The following is a 21,122-nucleotide window of genomic DNA, read 5'->3' on the forward strand; positions in this document are numbered from 1 at the left end:
CGGTCGGATCGGCAGACTGTGTGCGGCAACGACGCGAGGACGGCCTTGTACGACGGCATCGGGAACCCGGGAGATCGAACAGGACCCGGGAGATCGAAGAAGTAAGGAGCGCAAGCCGATCAGACCTGCGGGTATCCGGTCTCGGTTGCCGGTCCCGGGTTCCGTTGCACACGCGGCTAGGATCCGCGGTATCTGAGGACAACCAGCGTCAAGTCATCCGACTGCCGAGCGCCCGCCGCGAAAGCTTTGACTGCGTCCTTGACCCGGTCAGCAAGCGCGCTCGCCGAGCGAGCAGGTTGCTCCGAGAGGCATTCCAAGAGTCGGTCGAGCGTAAACAGGCGGCTGTCCGTGCTCATCGCCTCGGTGACACCGTCGGTATAGAGCACCAGGACGTCCCCCGGTCGAAGCCCCACGTGCGCGACCTCGTAGGTCGCCTCCTCGGAGGCGCCGACCAAGATCCCGCGCGGCGGAGGCAGGATCCGGTACGCGACGCCCCGATCTCCCAACAGGATCGGATCATGGCCGGCATTGACGTAACGCAGGACCCCGGTCCGCTTGTCGATCAGGGCGATCACCAAGGTCGCGAACATGGACGTCGGGTTCTCGGCGCAGAGCCTGCAGTTGATGCGCTTTAGGGCCTCGTCGATCGGTTGATCGAGCAAGAGTTCGCTGCGCAGCATGGTCAGGGTGCGCACCATGAAGAGCGCCGCCGGCATTCCTTTGCCGGAGATGTCCCCGATGGCGATGCAGTACTCGTCCGAGCCGACCGGAAAGACGTCGTAGAAGTCCCCGCCGACCTCCTGTGCCGCCGTCATCCCGGCATCGATCTCGATTTCGGGTCCGAGGTCCAAGCGACGCGGCAGCATGCCGAGTTGGATCTCGCGTGCGACGTCCCACTCGCGCTGCAGATGCTCGTATCTCAGCCGCTGTTCCAACGCCTGCTGCATCACCTGCGTGCGTGCACGCATGCGGTCGGCAAAGAGACGCATGAAGTTCCTCGATATTCGAGGAATCCGCAGTAGCTCGTCCCAGAGGATGGCTTCGGGCAGGAGCAGGAGGCGACTCGGCATGCTTGCGACCACGAAGGCGCTGGCCGGTCGGCAATCGACGACGGAGATCTCCCCGGTGCACTCGCCGGCCTCGATCGCGAAGCCTTCGCCCGAGTCGAGACGATCGAGATGAACCTCCAGACGGCCTTCCAGGACGAGGTGCAGATGCCGGTTGATCTGACCGGGTTCCAGGATGATCTCGCCGACCCGCACGCTGCGGACCTCGCAGCGTGCCAAGAGCGGCTCCAAGATGGTCGGTTCGATGCCCGCGAACAGGGCATGGCGGACGATCAGATCCAGATCATCGCGCAACGGGGGTTTTGCAATACGCACTCGCAGGCGGTTTCGTCCCGCCACACGCTCGTAGTGCTGATCGGTGCTGAAGCGCTTGATCAGGGGAATGCCGCGCCCGCCGATATCGGCGTGATCCAGATCGGCGGCGGGCGCGACCTCGAGACGGGTCATGGGGTCGAAGGCGACCCCGTCGTCCGTGACCTCGATCTCGACGGCGTCATCACCGTTGCGGAGAAGGATCCGGATCGCATGCCGCTCCGAGTCGCGAAAGGCATGATTGATGACATTGGTCACCGCCTCGTTGATCACGAGGTCGACCGCAAAGGCGACCTGATCCGGCAGAGCCCAAGCGCTCGTGATCTGGCTCAGCCAAGTCTCGACGAGACGCATCTCGGCGAGCCGATTTGCGATCACGAGCGCCTCGACCTGCGTCTCCTTGCGCCCCTCGGGGTCGGTCACCTCAAGCGCCGTCGAGGGTTCCGAGTGCCGTCTCTGCATCGGCATAGACCGGGATTAGGGACGAAACGCCCGAGCGATCCAGAACCGCGCGAACCATCGGCTGGGGGTTGACCAGAAGCATCTTCCCGCCGCGTTTCGACGTCGTCTTGGCGCAGGTCAAGAGTGTCCTGATCCCGATGGAGGCCAGGAAGTCGACTTGACTCAGATCGACGAGTACCGCCTTGCGGCTCGTCGCCGTCAGGGTCGTGAGTTTGAGATCGATGGCTTGCGTCCCCTCGACGTCGAGGCGTCCTTCCAGGGTGACTTTGAGGATGTTGTCGTCCAACAGCTCGGAGTGGATCTGCATCGGCCGTGTCCGTTTAACGAGAAGAATTGCGCCCAGAGACGGGGTCATCCGGATGTCCGGGCGGGCCTCTGCGCGCCTGTTCCAAGGGCACGGGGCTCCGCCCGAGCTCCGCTTGCGATGCCGGATCGCTCGATGAGTGCCTTGAGCTTACCGACAGGTTGTATAGGTGTACTGTCGGCCGTTAAGCCAGGTCGTTGTCGTTGTGCAGGGATTGTACGACTGGACCTCGAACGAGGTACCCCCGATGCTCGGGTGCGGCAGGATCGTTCCCGGAGTCCGAGGTATCTCGGTTCCGGCGATGACTTCAGTGCCGGGCGCGGTCGGGTACGTCAACGGATTCAACGGAGGGTTCCTCACCACGCTGCTTGCATACTCCCAGCAATAAAACAGCGGATTGCCATCTTTGTCGAAAGCCGGCGGTGATGTTGGATCCGCAAGGTCGCACGGTCGACATGCATCCAGATCCTTCTGTCCGTCCCCCAACTGGCGCTGGAGGTTCGCCTGAGCACAGGCTTCCGTATCCCCTCTGGGTTCGAAATTCTCGCACCGGTTGACGCATTGAAACTGTTCCGATCCGGGCGCGGCGCACACCGCAACGGTCTTGCCGTCCAGACTCACGCCTGAGACGACCGCGAGATCGCCCACCGCGTCTACGCCCGCGAATACCACGCCCTCACAGGCATCGGCAGCGGTGGAGATCGGCTCGATCACCTCGGGCGGAGACGTACCGACACCGTCCGAGCAGACGGTGACATCCGAGGCTTTGAAATGTGCGCCGCCGATCCGCAAACCCGTGGCCGATTCCGAATAGTTCGAGAAGCTGTAGACGCAGCGACCTCCGTTGCCTTGAGTACGAATGTATACGGCGTCGATTTCATTTCCCGGCAAACCGTTCGAGACCTGGATGTCGACTTGCGTCCCATTCGTTACGGTGGCTCCCCAATCGTCCTTGACAACCAAGGTTACGGAACCGTTGATTTTATGCATGGATCCTCCGTCCGGGCCCGGAGACATGCTTGAGCAGGAAAAGCCGCCGTCGCCAACTGCTCTGAGAACAGCCGTCGCACCCGTGCCCTGTAGACTCTCGATGCAGGGTGTTCCCCCGCCGGTTCCCCATGCCGATCCCGATGCGCCTAATAGAGCCAATGCCCCCAGAAGGACCCCTTGCTGCTGCGTCGTCATGCCTATTCTCCGATTAGAAATTCAGTGTCATCTGCGCCGTGATAGCCATGCCCGGGCTGTAGGGGCCGATCATCGGCTCGTCCTGGAAGCTGCGATAGCTGTTGTCCAGGAAGTCAAACTGCTCGTCGAGCAGATTCTGAACGGACAGACTCAAGATGCCCCAACGCTTCGGGAGGCGGTACCCGACGCCTATATCCACGACGGCGAAGTCGCTGTTTCCTGTTTGGTACGCATAGACCTCCTCGCCGGTCACCTCCTGATCCACGTAGGTGACACCGACACTCGCGAAAAAGCCGTTCGGATGGAAGTAGCGCGCAATCAACGGAATGCTCAGCGTCGTGACGGTCGCCGGAACGCCGAATGCCAAGACCGATTCGGTTTGGTTCTCGAACTTGTCGTAGGTGACCTCGGCGCTGAGTGCCCATCGTTCCGACGGGGTCCAGTAGGCGTAAAAACGATTCAGCCATTCTTCTCTGTTCTCGAAGATTCCTTCGCCGATGACCTCGCTGATCACCGGCGATTCCAAATCGCGTCGGGTCACTTCTGCCCCGAAGAAGAGACTCCGGCTCACCTTCAAATCGGCTCCGATGCCGTAGCGATCGAATTTGGTCCCGTTGGCGTCATCGAAATACTGGTTGAAACCGGCGATTTGAGTCGGCTCAAGCGTTCGATTGCTCGAGAGTACCGGTTTCACGCCCTGAAAATAGGCTCCTCGCAGTACGAGCGCTTCGGTTGCCTGCCACTGAACGCCGAGCTTTGGGCTGGTCTCGTCGAAATCAAAAACCCCGCCTTCCGTATAGTCCTGATAGCTGAGTCCGAGCGTCCAGATCAAACCTTCAATGAGGTGAAGATTACCGTAGGCGTATGCGCGCTTGTCGCGCACGGTGAATTCGGTCTCGAGCTCGATCGGCGGATCTTCTCCGAAAGGCGTTTCAACGACGAGCGCCAGCGTATCCCGACGGTTTAGATCCGCATAGGTACCGCCGAGGGTCAGGTTGAAGGCATCACCCTGAAAGAGATATTGGATGTCGTACTGGTCCGTGACATCTTCCGATTCCACGTCGGTGCGCAGATCGAAGCTCCCCAGCTCGGGTATGAAGAACAGCTCGTCCTTTTCCGTGCCCTCGATCGTCCGATCCGCGGCGATCACGGAGAAGAGGATGTTGGAGTTCGGAGCGGGCGTGAAACGAGCGCCGAGTCTCCAGAGATCCGCATCCAGGCTGCGCCGGTAGGTTGGATCGACATCCGCCGGATCGAACTTCATCGCGATGTCGCCCCACTCAGAGTGGCGTGTTCCGTACTCGGCTTGGAGATTAACCGTTTCGGAAAGCGCGGCTTGACCGTAGACGGTCGCGACCTGATGCGATAGATCTCCGTTCTCCCGGAAGCCGTCGGTATCGTATTGGAATCCGCCGGCGCTGAAGGAGACGCGGTCATAAATGCCGGACAGAACACCTTCGATTGACGATGTCCCGTTGCTGCCGGCAAGCGCGCTGAAGTTCGGTTGGATCTGGTTTCGCTCGAACAGCGGCGTGAACTCGTTGAAGCCGGCTGCCGCCGGGCCGCCGCGGGCGACGATGTTCAGGTTGGTTGCCGCCACGCTGGGCTGAATCGGGTTGATATTGATGTCCTGGAGGAGCTGAGCCTGGAGCAGGTCGCTGACCCGCGAGACCTCGGCCCTCGGACTTGTTCGGTAGATGTCGGACAGAAAGCGATGGGCCGACGCATTCGACGGATCGATGGCCAGGGACATCGCTGCCTGGTTGATGCCCAGCTGGGTGAATCCCAAGTCGTTATAGATGCGGGCCTGACTCGTTCCTCTGGCCGCTCGATCCTGGTCAAGGAGTAGGCGCCCGCGATAGATCGCCCGGTTGTCGTTGAGTTCGATCGAGCGTTCGATCTGCTCCAACGCCCGCACCGGCTGGTTTTCCGTCTGCAGACGAATGGCGTCGTAGAGATAGGGTGTCGGGTCGAGGGGGTCGAGTTCCTTGGCGATGGCGAATTGCTGGGCATCCAAGGGTGGGCGCTTTTCCTCGAAATAGGTCTTGCCCAGATAGGATCGCAGCAGGCTATTGTTCGAATCCAGAGCCACTGCGGTCTCGATCTCGCGCCCGCCTTCGGCAAGGTTGCCCCGGCGGATCTCGGCCAGACCGAGACCCAGGCGGGGCAGGGGGTCGGCGGAGTCCAGGGCGATCGCCTGCTCGAAGGCCGCCCGGGCCTCGGCGATACGGATCTCGGTGAGCGCCGCGAATCCCAGGACGATCTGGGTGCGGCTCAATTCGGGTTGCAGCGCGACGGCGCGTTGGGCGGCCTCTAGCGCCGCTGGCCGTTCGCCCAGCATCAATCGGAGCTCGCCCAAGCGCGCCCAGGCCAAGGCGTCGTTCGGGTGCTGCTCGACAGCACGCAGTAACGTATCGCGGGCGGCTTCGAGCCGCAGGTTCGCCTGAAGTGCGTAGGATAGGGCAATCTTCGCGGCGGCTGCATCGGTCAAGCTCACGGCCTGCTCGGCGTCGGAGAGAGCCGACGCCCGATCGTTCTGACTGACCTTGATCACAGCCCTCAACGCAAACGCAAGACCGGCGTCAGAGCCGTCCGCGATGGCCTTTTCCGCGAGGGCCCGGGCCTCCTCGACCCGTCCCACGGCGAGTAGGTCAGCCGCCTCGCGTAGCGATGGGTTGCCCGCGGCGTCTCTTGCTCCACCTACCGCAACAATCGGCGGATAGTAGAGCGACCACTGAACCGTGTCGCGCGGGCGCACGAGGATTCGTGGTTGCGGTGCTCCGCCTTTCGCGGCGATCGCCGTCCCGCCACCCGATACGGACAGCGAACCCTCGGCATTGGAGGTGACTACAGTCCCCTCGAAGACGGTAATCTGCGCTGTATCGTTCCGAATTCGAGCCACGAACTCGGTCCCTTCGATCGACCCGTTAAGGTACGGCGTGCTGACCTTGAGCAGCTTGGGCTTGCGGCTGAAAGACATGATGGCGCCCTCGACGAGGTCCAGCCAGGACTGTTCCGAATCCAGGCCGGTGACGGCCAACAGCCGCATTGTGGTGTTCTCGTCGATCCGCAGAACGGCATCGTTGATAAGTGCGACCGCGGCTCGACTGCGCATCCCGACCCGGATGGTATCGCCTTGGCAGAGCCGGTCTTCAAGCGCGGCCTCTCGCCATTCGCCGCCTGCGGCGGATTGCACCTCGACGGCGCCCTGCACCGAGACCAGCCGACCGGCTTCCGAGTTGCAGGCCGCGTCGGGGCGAGCGTTGTTCCAGAACGCCGCCGAACAGAGGGCCACGATGCCGAGTGAAGCCTTGATGTTCATTCGGACCTCATGGAAGCTTCAAGCGAGGGTTTCGAATCGAAGAGCAGCCATCGTGACGGCGAGGGCAGGGGCAGTGGTGTGGTCGTTCATACGATTGCTTTTGTCCTAGCCTGGTTGTTGGACTTAGGCTACCTGCCGCGCGCCTCGGGAGTCCTTAAAGATCTCTTAAATTTCGATTTAATTTCCGTGTGATTCCTGCTATGAAACGCTCGGCGTCCGCCTGAAATGCGCTTGGTCGGCCGCTGCCCGTCATGGCGCGACGCTCGCCGACCGGAGTGTGTTGGTTCTGAATCAGGTCCCTTCGAATCCATCGGCGGGGCCTTTGTGTACAGGGAATGGTCTGACGGCCTTATCTGGAGCACAGCAACGCGATGACACCGCCGCCCGCAGTCTGCTTCGGGCCCTATCGTTTGGCCGGACCCCGTGGACCCTTGTGGCGGGAGGAGGCTGAGATTCCGCTGCGTGCCAAGACGCTCGAAGTGCTTTGGTATTTGGCCAAGCATTCCGGTGAAGTCGTGGAGCACGACCGTCTCTTGGCGGAGGTATGGCGCAAGACGGTCGTCGGCGTGGGTACGTTGGCGGTTTCCATCGGCGAACTGCGGCGGATTTTGGGGGACGATCCCAAGGCGCCGACCTATATCCAGACCTTACACCGACGCGGCTATCGTTTCATTGCGCCGGTCGGCTCGGCGGTCGCCGGCGACGCGACGCTCCCCTCGTACGCTGCTCCCGTGGTTCTGGGCCGCGACGCTGAGCTTGCACAGCTTCGGGATTGCTACGAGGACGTCTGCCGGGGCCTACGTCGCATCCTATTCGTAACCGGCGAGGCCGGCATCGGCAAGAGCACGCTGGTGGACGCCTGGATCCGGTCGTTGATCGATCCGTCGGTCTCCCGTTCGCTATCCCATCCGCTCTCCCCTCCGCTTCCTACAGCCGAGATCTGGCTCGGACGTGGACAGTGTGTCGAGCACAGCGGAGCGGGCGAGCCCTATCTGGCAATGCTCGAGGCTTTGAATCGCCTGTGTCGGGGACCGCGGGGCGAGACGGTCATCGCTCATCTTCGCCAGCAAGCGCCGGGCTGGCTCGCCCAGTTGTCGGGCGTGCTGACGCCGCCCGAGCGCGAGGCTATGGAACACCGTCAGGCCCCGGTCAATGCGCACCACTATCAGCGGGAGCTGGCCGATGCATTGGAGGCAATCGCAGCCACCCGGCCGCTGATCCTCTTCCTGGAGGATCTTCAGTGGTGCGACCAGGCCACCGTCGAGGCCCTTGCGGTGCTGGCGCGTCGGCCGGAGGCGGCGCGCATCCTGGTGATCGGCACCTGTCGGCCGATCGAGCTGACCAGGAAGGAGCATCCGCTCAAGACCCTCAAGGACGAGCTGCAGTGGCACGGTCAGAGCCGGGAGATCGCCTTGCGCGGACTGGACGAAACGTCGGTACGAACCTATGTCGCAAGCCGATTGCCGCCCGAGACTGCGGGATCCGCTGCGATCTTGGTGCATCGTCGCTCGGCTGGGCAACCGCTCTTTATGGTCAAGCTGACCGAATACCTGAAAGAATATCCGGAGCTGGCGGGCACAGGCGGCGGGCTCGATACGGCGGCGGCGAATCTGCCGACCGACCTGCAGCAGTTCATCGAGGTGCAGGTCGAGCGCCTGAAACCGGCTGAGCAGCAGGTGCTGGAGGCCGCCAGCGTTGCGGGGCCGGTGTTCGCGATCGCGGCGGTGGCAGCGGCGCTCGACCTATCGGAGGCCGCGGTCGAGGCGGTGTGCGAGGGACTTGCGCGACGCGAGCAGCTTGTGACCGTGAGGGATCCGGTCGAGTGGCCTGATGGGACCCTCACAGAGGTCTACGCGTTTCGCCACGCGCTCTACCAGGAGGTGCTTTACCGGCGCATCGGGCACGGCCGGCGCGTTCGCCTGCACCGCGCGATCGGCGCGCGGCTGGAAGCCGGACACGGGACCGAGGGAGCGTCCATTGCGGTCGAGCTGGCCGAGCACTTCGAGCAGGGGCACGAGGATCGCCGAGCGGCCCGCTATCACCGCCTGGCCGGGGAGACCGCTCTGACGCGGTTTGCCGCCGCGGCGGCCCAGGTCCATCTTCGTCGGGGACTCGCGCTGCTCGCACGTTGGCCGCAGGATACCGAGCGGGGACGCGAGGAGCTGAAGCTGCAGATCGCGCTCGGGGGCGCCGCGATCGCGACCGATGGGTTCGGTGCGCCGGCCGTCGCCTATGCTTACGGGCGTGCTCACGCCTTGTGCCGACAGTTTCCGAAGACGCCGACCCTGCTGCCGGTACTTTGCGGCCTTTGGAACTACTTCGTGACCCGGGCCGATCTGCAGCAAGCACGGAGTTTGGCTCGGGAATTGGCGGAGGTCATCGAAGGAGCTCAGGCGTCGGAGTGCCTCCTGCCGGCGCGCAACGCAGTCGGCCAGACCGACCTCTTCACGGGCGAGCTCGCTCGGGCACGGGTCCAGGTCGATGCCGAGCAACTCGCACTCAACGTTCCGACGCGTCAGCATTTGATCGCTCAATACGGAGAAGATCCGGTCGTGGTGCGCGAGATGTATGGCGCTTTGCTGTACTGGCTCCTCGGGTTCCCCGAGCAGGCATCGATCCGTATCGAGACGGGTCTGCGGCTCGCCCTGGAGCTGGCGCAGCCCTTCGGGGTCGCGCAGATCCTCTGGGCTCGCATGCTCCTTGCTCACGGGGTCGGGGACCCGGCCCGCGTACAGTCGGAGGCTCAGGGGCTGATCGAGCACTGCGAGCAGGAGCAGATCGCTGTTTGGCTGGCCGGCGGGCGCATCCTTCGGGGATGGGCGTTGGCCGAGCAGGGGAAGCCGGCGGCCGGGATCGTCTCGATTCGCTTGGGTCTCGAGGAGTGGGGCGCGACCGGAGCGGCCTTGATCCGGCCCTACTATCTTGCTCGGCTGGCCGAGGCTTTTTCCAGATCGGGACACTTGGATTATGCGCTCGATACGGTAGCCGAGGCGTTGGCGACGGTCGAGCGCACGGAGGAGCGTTGGTACGAGGCCGAGCTCCACCGGCTACAGGCCGAGCTGCGATGGCAGCAAGGCGATGCGGCCACCGATGAGGTGGAGGCTGGGTTATGCCGAGCCCTGACGCTCGCGCGCGAGCAGCAGGCGAGGGCGCTGGAGCTGGGTGCCGTGGAGACGCTGTCGCGGTTCTTGACCGATCAGGGCAGGCCGCAGGATGCGGCCCGAGTCTTGACGTCCTCATCCGACGACTGCCCCGGGTGTCGCCGCCGAACACAAGCCCGGGCCAAGCAAACAACCAATCGGTGACCGGAGGCCGGACCGACCCCCTGATGGAAGAGGTCCGAGATCGGCCGGTTCCGGTGAGCCGATCGTCAGGCGGGTCATCAGTGCGATGATCGGTGTTCCGATCGTTGCTCTTCATCTCTGATCGCGGTGGGACCATTTCATGCGGCGATGGCTGATCGGTCTTCTGGTGGGTCTGGCGGTCGGATCGGCGGGCCTCGTCTTGGAGGCGTTGCCGCCCGGGATCGCGTTGGAACAGTCCGTTGGACTGAATTTCTTATTCAAAGCCCGCGGCACACTCATGCCGCCCGATGAGGTAGTCGTTGTCGCCATCGACGGCCGTTCCGGCGAGCAGCTCGGGCTGCCGAGTCTGCCGCGCGAGTGGCCTAGATCCGTACATGGCGAGCTGGTCGACGCCTTGGTGCGACGCGGCGCGTCGGTCATCGCCTTCGACGTGCATTTCGGGATTGCCAAAGACCCGCTGTCCGATCAAGCCTTCGTTGACGCCGTGGTCCGGGCGGGCAATGTCGTTCTGGTGGAACTGCTCACCGGCAAGCGGCGACCCATCTCCGATCAGTCCGGACGCCACGTCGGGATGGTCTGGGAGGAGGACGCCGTCCCGCCATTCTCGGCGCTCGCCGAGTCCGCCGCGGCCGTCGCGAGCTTTCCTCTGCCCAAGGAAGGCGCCTCGGTCCAGCACTTCTGGGTGTTCAAAGAGAGTGCCGACGCCTCGCCGACGCTGCCGGCGGTGGTCTTGCAGATTCATGAGCGAGACGCGTTTCCCGCACTCATCGACCGAATCCGCGCCGTCGATCCGTATGCATTGGACGGACTGCCGAATCCGGACGAAGCCTTCGCGGACTCGGTGCAGCTGCGTCTGCTGATGCGCGGGTTACGGGCGATCTTTGAAGCGTCGCCTGAGCTGCAGGGGGCCGTTGCGACGACAGACACGGGCCCGGTTGCCGCACTTGCGGCCCTCTATGCGGACGACGCCCAACGCTTCATCAATTTCTACGGTCCTCCGGGCACCATTACGACGGTGCCTTATCATGCGGTCATGGGGATCGAGGATCCGAACGTGCCGCCCGAGGCGCTGAACCTTGCCGGCAAGGTGGTTTTCGTCGGCTATTCCGACCTGTTCGATCCGGGACAGCCGGACCGCTTTCACACCGTCTTCACGCGCGAGGACGGAGTGGACCTGAGCGGTGTCGAGATCGCGGCAACAACCTTCGCCAACCTGCTGACCAATCGGTCACTGACACAGCTTGACCACCTCGGTGCCGCGGCGCTCCTGTTGGTATTCGGTCTCGTCCTCGGCGTTCTCGCCTATGCGCTGCCCGTTTACATCGGCGTACCCGCGGCCTTGGTCTTGATCGCCGGCTATGGCGGGGCGGCGCACTGGATGTTCGTCGAGCGTGCCTTGATCCTGCCGGTTGCGACGCCCCTCCTGGTCATGGCGCCGATTGGCCTCTTCGTCGGCCTGCTCGGTCAGTACCTGATCGAGCGCCGTCGCGGTCTGCGCATCAGCGCGGCGATCAACTACTACCTGCCCGACGAGCTCGTGCGGGATCTGGTCCAGAATCGGCTGGAGCCGGGGAAACTCAACCAGGTCGTTTACGGCACCTGTCTCGCCACCGACATGGCCGGCTTTTCCACCATCGCCGAGACCTTACCGCCGGCCGAGCTTGCAGAGTTTCTGAACGATTACTTCGAAACACTTGCCGCGCCATTGAAAAAGCACGGCGTCCATGTCACCGAGTTCCGTGCGGATGCCATCATGTGCGCATGGATCGCCGACAAGCCATTGCCCGACCCGCGCCGTAAGGCCCTGCTGGCTGCCTTGGATGCCGGGGAGGCGATCAAAGACTTCAGGAAGCGCCACAACATGCCCGGTGCGCGTCTGCGCATCGGATTGGAGGCGGGCTATGTCTATGTCGGCCACGCGGGCGGAGGCGGGCGCTTCGTCTACAGCATCGTCGGCGACTCGGCCAATACCGCCTCGCGCGTCGAGGGGCTCAACAAGCACGTCGGGACCCAGATCCTGGCCACGGGCGAGGTGGTGGCGGGATTCGAGAACCTGGTGATGCGCTCGCTCGGCGCCTTCCAATTCGTCGGCAAGACCGACGCGATCCCGGTCTACGAGGTCTTGGCCAAACGGGAGACCGCCACCGAAGCGCAGATGCACCTGTGCGAGGTCTTCGAGTCGGCGCTGGCCTTGTATCAGCAGGCGCACTGGTCCGTTGCCGCCGAGCGGTTCCAGACGATCCTGGACGATTACCCGGACGACGGTCCATCTCGGTTCTATCTGGAGCGATGCCGTCGCATGCCGAGCGAGCCGGGGCAGGGCGAGGACCCGCGCGTGATCCGGATGGATGCCAAATAGCGCCCGACCTGGAAGGCCGACCCTGGTTGCCCGACGAACGCGTCTCCATATCACCGAGCCGGACCAAATCATGACCCTCCCGGCGCGCATTGACCGCATACCGGGGTGGTCTTGCGTTTCCCAATGCCGGATTTAGGGTCACTGATCCCTTTACACTCAGTCCTCGAGACAACCGCCACCGCCGCAGATCGCCCGAGTTCCGGTCAACGCCGGACTTCGTACCCCTTTCTCACCGAGGTCACACCAGATGCCGACATCCTTGCTCATCATTCCGCTTCTCCTTCCCGCCTTTGTGTCCGCTGCCTCGTTCGAGACCGGCGCACCCATGCCCGTCCTGACGCTGCAGGACCAACACGACACCACCCAAACCATCGACGCGAACACCCGCCTGCTGATCTTCAGCGCAGAGCGCGACGTCTCCGCCCTCGTCGAGACCGCACTCGCGGATCAGACGACCGAGTCGCTCTCCGCCGCCGGCATCCAATACGTCTCCGACATCAGCGCCATGCCCGGTATGGTGACCTCGATGATCGCTCTGCCCAAGATGCGCAAGCGGCCCTATCCCATGCTGCTGGGGCGCGAAGCAGAGGAGACCGCCATGTTCCCGCGCGAGCCCGGGAAGGCGACCCTGATCGAATCCGAAGGGGGCAGCATCACGAGCGTGGAATTCATCGGCGACGCGGCGGGCTTGCGGGCGGCGCTGGGGTTTGCGCCCTAACGGAGCCGTTCTGACTGAATCGGCTGGGCGCGGGACGGAAGGATAGGCGCCTGCGGGTTGCGACGCGTGGCTGCCGGCATGGACCCAGGAGGACGCGGAGCGGTTTCCCTCTAGATCGCGTCCACCGGGCTCTTCACCGGCAGCACCCCCGGCCGATTCAGCACATGGGTGTAGATCATGGTCGTCGACACATCTGCATGCCCGAGCAGCTCCTGCACCGTGCGGATGTCATATCCGGCTTCCAGAAGGTGGGTTGCGAACGAGTGCCTCAAGGCATGGGAGTTCACGCGCTTCGCGATCCGCGCCGCCTGACCCGCGGCCTTGACCGCTCGCTGCAACGAGGATTCGTGCAGATGATGCCGGCGCACCTGACCCGAGTCGGGATCCTGCGACAGCCGCGCGCTGGGAAACACGAACTGCCAAATCCAGTCGCGTTGCGCGCTCGGGTACTTGCGCGCCAGCGCGGGCGCCAGGTACACGGCTCCACCACCGGCCGCCAAGTCGTTTCGATGCTGTGCCTCGACCCGCGCAAGATGGGCCTGCAACGGCTCGCGCAGCCGCTGCGGCAAGGGCACCGCCCGGTCCTTGCCGCCCTTGCCGTTGCGCACCAGGATCAAGCCGTTGTCGAAGTCGACATCCAGCACCCGCAGCCGTACGCACTCCATCAATCGCATGCCGGTGCCGTACATCAGCCGAGCCATCAGTCCGAACGTGCCGTCCATGTGCGCCAGCAGTGCCCGCATCTCGTCGCGACTCAAGACCACGGGGAGCCGTGCCTGCCTCCTGGTCTTCGAGAACTTCACGTCCTCCAGCGGACGCTCCAGGAGGTGCTTGAACAGAAACGCCACCGCGTTGTACGCCAGGCTCTGCGTCTTGGCCGAGACCGAGCGCTCCACCGCCAGGTGACTCAAGAACCGCTGCACATCGGGGACGCCCAAAGCATCCAGCGGCTTGCTCCCGCAGAAGAGCAAGAAGCGATGACACCAATCGACGTAGGATTGCTCGGTACGGATCGCGTACTGCATGGCACGAATGGTTCGCGCCAAGTCTTCCAGGATCGGAAACGTCTGTGCCGAGCGGCTGAATCGCGGGACACCGATGGCCCGTGGACCGGCGCGGTCATCGGCACTTATGGCCGTACTTCGCGCGATCGTCGCGTGCTCGGGGGGCAGGGTCCGCTGACCCTCCCACCAATAGTCCCAATCGACCCCTTTCCCGGCGGGAACCTGCGCTAGGTCAACCAACAGCAAGCGCAAGGAATCGACGATTTGACGCATCTGCCAGTCGGCCAGATCGGAGCGGGCCGACATGCGTCGCAGGTAGTCCGTGACCTGCTCGGCCGTCAACGCCGACAAAGTCGTCGGCTTGAGGTCCTTCAGGAAATCCTCGACCCGTCGGACGTACCATTGACGGAACTTCGCCGGAACCTGACGACGGATCAGGAGATCCAGGTAACGATCCCAGTTCGACGGCGAACCGTCCTCACGGCGTGGCCTGGCGGGGTTGACTAGTGGCATCCTTAGGCTACTCTTGCGCTAGACTGCATGCAGTCTAGTACACATAACGACGCATGCAACCTAGAACACGCTGGTTTCACGGAACGTGATAGGCATGGAGCAATACACAGGCGTTTATTGCGGCGAAACCGAAAGAAGCTGACAAATCTCAAGATCCGTGCTATTCAGAGAACCAAAAACGTTTCAGTATAACGAAGTTGATACTGAAACGTTTTTGGTTCTCTGAACGGAAAGAGCTTTCTCCGCTGCTCTTGGGCGCCGCAAACCGGTATGCAGCCATTGGAGCGGCCTGACAGACCTCGAAACCAGCGGGTCGCTGAAGCGGAAATCAGCCTCGCTACCGCTCGGCTGATTCCGCTTAGCTCCAACGTTGGGCGATTAAGGCCCTGACGAAACTACCTCAGCATGCCTGAAATCTGCCGTTTCTACGGAATCGTCATCAGGATGTTCCTCATAGACAAGGAGCATCCACCGCAGCACATCCATATCAAGTATGGCGAGCATCTGGCGGTGATGGAATTAGAGAATTTGAACATCGTTGAAGGTCGTATTCCCAAGCGTTGCCGACAACTTGTCCGAGAATGGGCCGAAGTACACCAGCAGGAACTGATCGAAATGTGGGACACGCAAAACTTCCACCGCATTGAACCGCTGGAGTAAGAATGAAGCTCGCCACCTTTGAACAACGCGTTGGGTTCAAGTTTGCCCTTACCTTCGCCAACGGTGACCGCGCTACGGTTGACTTAGAGCCGCTAATCGGCAGCCATATCTCGGTTGACGAACTTGGATCAGCGGAAATCGATCCCGACTGGGGTTGCCTGCAATTTCAAGGCGGGAGCGTCGATATCGAGCCAACAACCTTGTACCGTTATGCCATGCATCCCCCAGCCGAGACCGCGGTGCGCGCACCAGCAGTCGCCCAACCAGCACACCAGCCCGACCGCTTGCCGGCCGGCCGCCGCTGATGCGGCGGCCGGCCGGCAAGCAGCGGGCTGTGTTCAACGTTAGGCAACCAAATATTGTTTTCGCATAACTGTTTCCACCTGAGCGTTGAGCCATCGGACAGGATCCGGTACCGGAGCAAAAATGGCGCAAAAAGACGAATATGGTAAAGATCGAATAATTAACCTTTCTGCTCGCAAAACTGAAGATGAGTGGTCTTATTCCATACAAGGTTTTTTTGAAAAATATACGCCTTTGTGGTTTAACTGGATGAGCTGGATGTTTGCGACAGGAGGAATATCATACTTGGCCAAGAAAGCAGATAGTCTTGCTTTAACGGGTCTCGAAGTCATTTCCTACATCGCGATGTATATGTATTTCCAGCATTTCTTCTTCTCTATTCGCGTGGAGCCTTATCATTCATGGGCTTTGTCTCGCTCCACCAAAGTCAAGCAGTTCTTAGCTTTCATTCCATTTTTCCTGCTCGCGCTTGGAACTGTTTTTGGCGCACGAATGATAATTCAAGATGTCATTGTAAATGTCGGCACCAACAAATAACCGGATGCCTTGGTAGATGCGTGATATGCAATGTAAAAAAAGCCTAACACGCACCTAAAGCCGACCCCATACTGCGCACGTAGCTTCGTACTTGGATTCGGCCTCATCGCAGCGCAGTATGGGTCGGCTTAGGTGTGACGTTATGTCTAAATGCTCCTTTTGACTTGAGTATGGGTAGGAAAAATGACTGAAATTTCCCGTCGGGAAAAGCGTTCTATGATTGTTGCCATGATTGGCAGTGTAGTAATGGGTGTGGCTGGAGTTGCTGCAGGCCTCTTTGGTAACTCAGCCGCTATCATGATGGATGGGCTTTTTTCCACGATATCATTTATTTTTGCTTTTCTTGGTTTGCGAGTTAGTCAAAGGCTTAAAAACAGTCCTGACAATATGCGGCCGATGGGGTATGCAGCTGAGGAATCCTTGTTTACGACATTTAGATCTCTGACAATTCTCGGCTTAATAATTTTCGCTGCAGGCTCTGCTGCCATCTCCATACATGCCTATTTCGCCTATGGAGAGGTTTCCGGGTTGGTTTTTGGCCCTATCTTAATATATTTCTTCATCATTGGTATTTTATGTGCCTTCCTTTGGGCATTTCATTACCGAAACTGGATATCAAGTGGACGACGCAGTGACATCTTGCGCCTGGAAGCCAAAGCAGCCGCATTTGATGGATTACTCACCGGTATTGTTGCCGTAGGCTTTGTTGGAGTTTACCTGTTCCAAGATAGCATTATTGCTCCAATTGTACCCATTGCAGATTCTTTGATTGTGTTGATTCTTTGTCTGGCTGTCATCGGCGAGTTTTGGAATGATTTCAAGGTTGGTGTCGGTGAGCTGGTTGGGTCTACTGCTCGACCAAGTGAAGTTGCTGCTGCTCGGCGAGCTGCCCGTCCTGTCCTGCAAGAATCGGCTGGTCAGGTACAGGATTTTACTGTTATTAAGATGGGGCGAACCTATGTGGTCACCGTCTACTATAACCCTATGAGTAAAGTATTGGCATCTGAGGTAGATGCACTTCAAGATAAGTTGACTCAGGCTATCCATCGTGTTTTGGAAGGCGCTGAGGTGTTCGTGCTGATTTCTGAACGATCGCGGGCCGGTTAAAGTGTTTGCTCTTATAAACCCTACGAAGAGGAAAAATGGCTCCAGAGACAGACATAACAATCGGCTGCACGGCGACCGATTTTCCGCCGCTTTGCGGCTCCAAACAGGCGCGTGAGCCGGGCGTTAGCTGAACAAATGTCAGACCTCCGATTCAACAGAACAAAAACCAGAGGGCAGCGCATCTATCTCGACGCGTTCGAGCGCTCACAGAGGAAGTTCGGCGACCAACGCTACACTGGATTCGTGAAGTGCAAGCTGGTGCATGGGAAAGGGTATTCGTTAGTCATACCAGACCAAATTTATTCAGAGATCGGAGGAGAGTTGAGCTGGATTCAACCTCTATTCTTCGCTGGAAGCGTGATATCCAGGTTCGATCATGGCGATGTCTGTGATCTTGCCGTTGATATTTCGCACGGAAATCTATTGAAGCTTCGCTTTGAGACTTCCGATCTAGTATCTCGCCTGAAAGACGGGAGCTTCCTTTATAGGTGTTCGATACTTGCTCCCAAATTTCTTCACCGCTACACAACGGGCGCAGCAAGGCTAGAAAACGACAGGCCGCTGATAGAGCTGTTTCATCACACGAAAGCAGAGTTCAAGAAATCCATTCTAGAAGGACAGCATTTCCGGACGTCCGCATGGAATATTCAAGGAAATAAGAAGTGCACCAATATCGCTTTCCTCTACATGACAAGTTTGCCGAAGATCGACGACGTCACGGACCTTCAACAAATCGCCATGTCGAACTTCGGGAAAATGGGGTTCCGCTTGGACACGAACTACACCGACACTCCCGATCTTATATTAGATGTATATCGAGAGTCGACGAACAATCGAACCCATAGCATCGAGGCATGGGTTTACGCAGATGATCTTGCTCCCCAGCCCTGCTTTCGTCACTTACCACCATCGGAGCCTGGGTATCATGAAGTCGTCTCGCCGTTCATTCATCGAATCCCCTCCCGTCCCGGCGGCATTGTGAGCATTCAGGGCGGACGGCTCCGACCGGAAGAGATTATGCCGCTAAATCATGCCGTGGTGGGGGACGCAACGACTATCAGCGGTCTTGGGGCGCCCTACGACGAGGAGCACACTAGTGAACTCCTGAAAACAGAGCAGATAGCAGAACCCTGTGACGTCATGTCGTTTTGGATGGAACATCCGAACATGAATCACTACGACGGCAAGAATATCGAAACACTTGCTTTCGAGAACAGCTAACAATTGCGGCACCTCCGACGCCCACTTGCCTGCCGGCGCCTTAGCGCCGGCAGGCAAGTGGGCGCGGGGTCCGCAAAACGTTAGCCCAAAACAGACTGACCTGCCAAAACCGAGAAATGTAATGAACAAGAATTTTAACGTAGTAATCGAGCGGGACACGGAAGGATACCTAATTGCGTCTGTTCCGTCGCTTCCTGGCTGCCATACTCAAGCTAAATCGCTCGACATTCTAATGGAAAGAATTCGCGAGGCGATTGAGCTTTACCTTGAAGTGCAACAAGATGAATTTGACGAGCTTGATTTTGTTGGAATTCAAAAGATAACTGTTGCCGCATGAGCAAGCTGCCATCACTCAGCGGGAAACAAGTCGTCGATGCTTTGGGTCAGGCAGATTTTCGAATTGTCAGAATAAAGGGAAGTCATCATTTCCTGCGTCATGCAGACGGTCGAACAACTGTCGTTCCGGTGCATTCTGGAGAGTCAATCGGACCTGGATATTTGCAAAAATTCTCCGTGATTGTGAGATGTCAAGAGAGCAATTCCAATTGCTAGTCGGCTAACAAGTCGCTCCAGCCGAGCCGCGCAGACGCGGCGTAGTTAATCTGAGAGCTCAACGCAGCGCGGCCGGCTGAGCTTGATCGCTGCTGAAAGATCAATGGGGGTAGCACAATATGGCTAGTGCATTCGCCTCGGCGGATTATGTGGGTTCGATTCCCATCCCACCCACCTATTTTGCAAGCTCGCCATGACGGATCAGGAGATTTTCGAGCTATACATGGCTCAAAGCGAAAACGTACGTGAGCTTTGGAAAATCAGAGGGAGTTTATTAAAAGACATTAATTTCTATACCAGAAGAGGAGATGAGTATCAGGTTACGGTTAAGACAAAGTTTTTTTCGCTGCTTTACTCTGCTTGGTCGGAAGCTCAATTTATTCAGATCTTGTTCACGCGAAGCGGCTTCAGCTATTCAGAGATTAGTCATATTCTGAACATCAAGAAAAAAAACGGGATTGCTCAGGCATGGGATTTGATGCTGACCGACGCAATGCGTAAAGTAGGTAATGCGCAAACAAGGCAGGATCTGAACAATAGGCTTAAGAAGCTGAAGTCGCTCACAAAAGTTTACATCGCTGAACCAAGTGAACTGCGAAACAAGATTGCACATGGAGAATGGATCAACGCGATAAATAATAAGGCAAATAGGGTGAATCCAGACATTGCAAAGGAACTCGCGCTTTTGGACCCCGTGGAAATTCAGAAGCGATTCGAGGTTCACCGTTTTTTTGGCTATATTGTTAGAGATCTCGTACAGTCTCCCAAAAATAGCTTTCACCAACACTACTGGACTAATGTCGTAGCTTTGGAAAAATATCTAAGAAAGACGGCGGGTTGGAACATTCAAAGCAAGAAACAACATCTTTCCCGAAAGCCCGTCATGAAGAACAGCTAACATACGCCTTAATAGCGAGCGCTCGCCACGGGCGTCGTGTTAACTCGCAAGGTCATCAGTGGCGCGCGCCGCTTTAGGCGTAACGTTGGGCGATGAAGGCCCTGACGAAACTACCTCAGCATGCCTGAAATTTGCCGTTTCTACGGAATCGTCATCAGGATGTTCCTCATAGACAATGAGCATCCACCGCGGCACATCCATATCAAGTATGGCGAGCATCTGGCAGTGATGGAATTAGAGAATTTGAACATCGTTGAAGGTCGTATTCCCAAGCGTTGCCGACAACTTGTCCGAGAATGGGCCGAAGCACACCAGCAGGAACTGATCGAAATGTGGGACACGCAAAACTTCCACCGCATTGAACCGCTGGAGTAAGAATGAAGCTCGCCACCTTTGAACAACGCGTTGGGTTCAAGTTTGCCCTTACCTTCGCCAACGGTGACCGCGCTACGGTTGACTTAGAGCCGCTAATCGGCAGCCATATCTCGGTTGACGAACTCGGATCAGCGGAAATCGATCCCGACTGGGGTTGCCTGCAATTTCAAGGCGGGAGCGTCGATATCGAGCCAACAACCTTGTACCGTTATGCCATGCATCCCCCAGCCGAGACCGCGGTGCGCGCACCAGCAGTCGCCCAACCAGCACACCAGCCTGACCGCTTGCCGGCCGGCCGCCGCTGATGCGGCGGCCGGCCGGCAAGCAGCGGGCTGTGTTCAACGTTAGACGCCTTCCGCTGATGCGCGAATCGGTTTGTTCGGAGGAAAAAATGAAAGTCGTTCATATTCTATTTCTGTCTTGCGCCACGTTTTTATCTTCATCTTTCCCGCAAATATCTTTAGCCTCCCCTTCCGGGCAGAAGATTGTTACGGCAGCTCAAGTGAACGGAACTTGGCGAGACAGGAGCAGCACATTCAAAGTCTGGGCACTAGGAAAGCAGAGGCTTCAGGTAGAGTTTCTTGGAATATATGAATACAGGACGGCGGCAGGACCAGACGCCAACACGGGATACGGTAGCGGAATAGCATTCATAGAGGAGGATACAGCCGTCTTTAAGCCGGAGGAAGGCGAAGAGGATTGCACGATTATAATGACGTTTGGAGAGGGTAAACTGGTAGTGAAGCAAGAGGGAACTTGTCCATTTGGGCACAACGTAACAGCGACTGGTAAATACGAAAAGGTAAGTAGCCAGAAGCCGAAGTTCGGGGAAGGATGAAGCGGAGCAAATGTGAGATAGAAGTAAAGTGAATAACCGGGACAGACCACGTTATTCGTGAACAGCGTCAAGCTGAATGA

General features: G+C 59.3%; 19 protein-coding genes and 1 tRNA gene. 15 read left to right on the forward strand and 5 right to left on the reverse strand.

From position 1 onward, the window contains the following. Positions 1-176: 176 nt before the first annotated feature. The 4 genes from BDD21_RS18225 to BDD21_RS18240 all read right to left on the reverse strand — a co-directional run bounded on the left by BDD21_RS18225 (position 177) and on the right by BDD21_RS18240 (position 6,652). Positions 177-1,841 (reverse strand): SpoIIE family protein phosphatase, encoded by a 1,665-nt coding sequence (locus BDD21_RS18225; RefSeq protein WP_170164811.1) that lies wholly within the window; start codon positions 1,839-1,841, stop codon positions 177-179. Then, the gene (locus BDD21_RS18230) at positions 1,804-2,148 is read right to left on the reverse strand and encodes an STAS domain-containing protein (protein ID WP_170164812.1); all 345 of its coding nucleotides are present in this window, start codon (positions 2,146-2,148) and stop codon (positions 1,804-1,806) included. The genes BDD21_RS18225 and BDD21_RS18230 overlap by 38 nt, the downstream gene beginning before the upstream one ends. A 147-nt stretch (positions 2,149-2,295) precedes the next feature. Continuing rightward, the gene (locus BDD21_RS18235) at positions 2,296-3,135 is read right to left on the reverse strand and encodes a hypothetical protein (protein WP_120798372.1); all 840 of its coding nucleotides are present in this window, start codon (positions 3,133-3,135) and stop codon (positions 2,296-2,298) included. A 208-nt stretch (positions 3,136-3,343) separates the two neighbouring features. After that, entirely contained in the window at positions 3,344-6,652 is a 3,309-nt protein-coding gene (locus BDD21_RS18240; RefSeq protein WP_120798373.1) for a TonB-dependent receptor domain-containing protein, read from the reverse strand. A gap of 371 nt (positions 6,653-7,023) precedes the next feature. Between BDD21_RS18240 and BDD21_RS18245 the strand changes: the two genes are divergently transcribed. The 3 genes from BDD21_RS18245 (at position 7,024) to BDD21_RS18255 (ending at position 13,034) form a co-directional block, all read left to right on the forward strand. Further along, positions 7,024-9,957: an ATP-binding protein gene (locus BDD21_RS18245; protein WP_120798374.1), complete on the forward strand. Its 2,934-nt coding sequence runs from the start codon at positions 7,024-7,026 to the stop codon at positions 9,955-9,957. Between the two features lie 139 nt (positions 9,958-10,096). Beyond that, positions 10,097-12,316 (forward strand): CHASE2 domain-containing protein, encoded by a 2,220-nt coding sequence (locus BDD21_RS18250; protein ID WP_120798375.1) that lies wholly within the window; start codon positions 10,097-10,099, stop codon positions 12,314-12,316. A 247-nt stretch (positions 12,317-12,563) separates the two neighbouring features. Next, positions 12,564-13,034, forward strand: coding sequence for a hypothetical protein (locus BDD21_RS18255; protein WP_120798376.1), 471 nt, complete (start codon positions 12,564-12,566; stop codon positions 13,032-13,034). Positions 13,035-13,144: 110 nt separating this feature from the next. Here BDD21_RS18255 and BDD21_RS18260 read toward each other — a convergent pair whose 3' ends face one another. Further along, the gene (locus BDD21_RS18260) at positions 13,145-14,551 is read right to left on the reverse strand and encodes an integron integrase (protein WP_120798377.1); all 1,407 of its coding nucleotides are present in this window, start codon (positions 14,549-14,551) and stop codon (positions 13,145-13,147) included. A gap of 405 nt (positions 14,552-14,956) precedes the next feature. Between BDD21_RS18260 and BDD21_RS18265 the strand changes: the two genes are divergently transcribed. From BDD21_RS18265 to BDD21_RS18320, 12 genes are all read left to right on the forward strand, one after another. Continuing rightward, entirely contained in the window at positions 14,957-15,211 is a 255-nt protein-coding gene (locus tag BDD21_RS18265) for a DUF4160 domain-containing protein (protein WP_120798378.1), read from the forward strand. A gap of 2 nt (positions 15,212-15,213) precedes the next feature. Then, positions 15,214-15,516: a DUF2442 domain-containing protein gene (locus BDD21_RS18270; protein WP_120798379.1), complete on the forward strand. Its 303-nt coding sequence runs from the start codon at positions 15,214-15,216 to the stop codon at positions 15,514-15,516. A 121-nt stretch (positions 15,517-15,637) separates the two neighbouring features. Beyond that, a complete protein-coding gene (locus BDD21_RS18275) occupies positions 15,638-16,051 on the forward strand; it encodes a hypothetical protein (RefSeq protein WP_147431139.1) in 414 nt (137 codons plus the stop codon). Positions 16,052-16,234: 183 nt separating this feature from the next. Further along, positions 16,235-17,158, forward strand: coding sequence for a cation efflux transmembrane domain-containing protein (locus tag BDD21_RS18280; protein ID WP_120798381.1), 924 nt, complete (start codon positions 16,235-16,237; stop codon positions 17,156-17,158). Positions 17,159-17,479: 321 nt separating this feature from the next. Then, positions 17,480-18,379, forward strand: a complete 900-nt coding sequence (locus BDD21_RS18285) for a hypothetical protein (RefSeq protein WP_147431140.1) — start codon at positions 17,480-17,482, stop codon at positions 18,377-18,379. Between the two features lie 121 nt (positions 18,380-18,500). Further along, the gene (locus BDD21_RS18290; protein ID WP_120798383.1) at positions 18,501-18,716 is read left to right on the forward strand and encodes a type II toxin-antitoxin system HicB family antitoxin; all 216 of its coding nucleotides are present in this window, start codon (positions 18,501-18,503) and stop codon (positions 18,714-18,716) included. Further along, on the forward strand, positions 18,713-18,931 hold the full coding sequence (locus BDD21_RS29255) for a type II toxin-antitoxin system HicA family toxin (RefSeq protein ID WP_211335094.1): 219 nt from the start codon (positions 18,713-18,715) through the stop codon (positions 18,929-18,931). Before BDD21_RS18290 ends, BDD21_RS29255 begins: the two co-directional genes overlap by 4 nt. 106 nt (positions 18,932-19,037) lie before the next feature. Further along, positions 19,038-19,105: transfer RNA gene (locus BDD21_RS18300), tRNA-OTHER, on the forward strand. A gap of 49 nt (positions 19,106-19,154) precedes the next feature. Then, positions 19,155-19,829 carry a hypothetical protein gene (locus BDD21_RS18305; RefSeq protein WP_147431142.1) on the forward strand — a complete coding sequence of 225 codons (675 nt, stop codon included), beginning with the start codon at positions 19,155-19,157 and terminating at the stop codon, positions 19,827-19,829. 120 nt (positions 19,830-19,949) lie between these two features. Continuing rightward, positions 19,950-20,204 (forward strand): DUF4160 domain-containing protein, encoded by a 255-nt coding sequence (locus BDD21_RS18310; RefSeq protein ID WP_120798385.1) that lies wholly within the window; start codon positions 19,950-19,952, stop codon positions 20,202-20,204. Between the two features lie 2 nt (positions 20,205-20,206). Continuing rightward, positions 20,207-20,509, forward strand: coding sequence for a DUF2442 domain-containing protein (locus tag BDD21_RS18315; protein ID WP_120798379.1), 303 nt, complete (start codon positions 20,207-20,209; stop codon positions 20,507-20,509). 86 nt (positions 20,510-20,595) lie between these two features. Continuing rightward, entirely contained in the window at positions 20,596-21,042 is a 447-nt protein-coding gene (locus BDD21_RS18320; RefSeq protein WP_211335095.1) for a hypothetical protein, read from the forward strand. Positions 21,043-21,122: the final 80 nt, after the last annotated feature.

It is taken from the genome of Thiocapsa rosea (genome assembly GCF_003634315.1).
In the GTDB taxonomy this organism is placed as follows: domain Bacteria; phylum Pseudomonadota; class Gammaproteobacteria; order Chromatiales; family Chromatiaceae; genus Thiocapsa; species Thiocapsa rosea.